This is a genomic window from Streptomyces sp. NPDC007945 (assembly GCF_042958885.1).
GTDB lineage: Bacteria > Actinomycetota > Actinomycetes > Streptomycetales > Streptomycetaceae > Streptomyces.
In genome coordinates this window covers 1-1427 of sequence record NZ_JBIBJV010000025.1, presented here as the reverse complement: position 1 = coordinate 1427, position 1427 = coordinate 1, and the positions used below count along the sequence as shown (strand labels likewise).

General features: G+C 69.4%; 1 protein-coding gene. It reads right to left on the bottom strand.

The window, feature by feature from the left end; translation table 11 throughout:
* Positions 1 to 1424, bottom strand: a 1424-nt coding sequence (locus ACFZCF_RS31950; RefSeq protein WP_388450602.1) for an MFS transporter, incomplete at its 3' end; no start/stop codon positions are given.
* Between the last annotated feature and the right edge of the window lie 3 nt (positions 1425 to 1427).

The window sequence follows — 1427 nt, the reverse complement described above, 5'->3', positions numbered from 1 at the left end:
GACTTGGTGCGGAGGTAGAGGGCGGTGGTGAGGGTGCCGATGAGGACGATGGCGGTGTTGATGATGACGGCGGTGGTGATGCCGTGGTGGATGTCGAGGGTGGTGGCGGCGATGGCGCTCATGATGGGGGTGCCCATGGTGATGCCGATCTGCTGGGTCATGGTGGCGAGTCCGGTGGCCATGCCCTGTTCGTGGTCGGGCAGGCCGGTGGTGGCGGTGACCATGAAGCCGACGATGACGAGCATGTTGCCGATGCCGCCGGCGAAGGTGGCGGGCAGGAGGAGCCAGAGGGCGGTGGAGGTTTCGCCGAGGCCGATGAGGGCGAGGGTGGCGGCGGCTTGGAGGAGGCCTCCGATGATCAATGTGGTGCGGGTGTTGGTGGCGTTGATGACCTTGGGGGCGATGGAGCCGCCGATGACGGTGCCGATGCCGAGGACGCCGAAGGAGAGGCCGGCGGCGAGGGCGGAGAAGCCGAGGACTTCCTGGAGGTAGAGGGTCATGAGGAAGACGAGGCTGGTCTCGGTGAGGAAGGCGATGAGTCCGGCGATGTTGCCCCAGGCGACGTTGCGGCGCTTGAGGACGGTGACGGGGACGAGGGGTTCCTTGGCTTTGGCTTCGATGGCGTAGAAGGCGACGAGGAGGAGGGCGCCTGCGGCGAGGGCGGTCAGGGCGAGGGGGTTGGTCCAGCCTTCTTCGCCGGCGTGGGTGAGGCCGTAGACGAGGGCGAGGAGTCCGAGGGTGACGGTGGTGGCGCCGGGGATGTCGAGGCGGGGGCGCTGGGTGGGGCGGGATTCCTTGATGACGGTGGGGGCGATGAGGAGGACGGCGATGGCGACGGGGACGTTGATGAAGAAGGCCCAGCGCCAGGAGAGGAGGTCGGTGAGGACGCCGCCGAGGATGGCGCCGGTGGTGAAGCCGGCGGACATGAGGGCGCCGTTGAGGCCGAGGGCTTTCTGGCGGAGGGGGCCTTCGGGGAAGGAGGTGGTGAGCAGGGAGAGGCCTGCGGGGGTGACGGCGGCGGTGGCCAGGCCCTGGAGGACGCGGGCGATGAGGAGGATCTCGGGGGTGGTGGCGAGGCCGCCGAGGAGGGAGGAGGCGCCGAGGACGGCGAGTCCGATGAGGAAGAGGCGGCGGCGTCCGAAGAGGTCGGCGACGCGGCCGAACAGGAGGGTGAAGCCGGCGGCGCACAGGGCGAAGGAGGTGGCGATCCACTGGAGGTTGGCCAGGGAGAAGCCGAGGCCTTCGCCGATGACGGGCAGGGCGACGTTGAGGATGGAGAAGTCCACCGCGAGCATGAACTGCGCGACGAGCAGGACGACCAGGACGAGCTTCAGCCGGCCGTCCAGCCTCTCGGGCGCCGGCTCACCACCACTCGCCGACACGCTCGCGTCCGGACCCGGACGCGCACTCTCGACAACCGACATGAC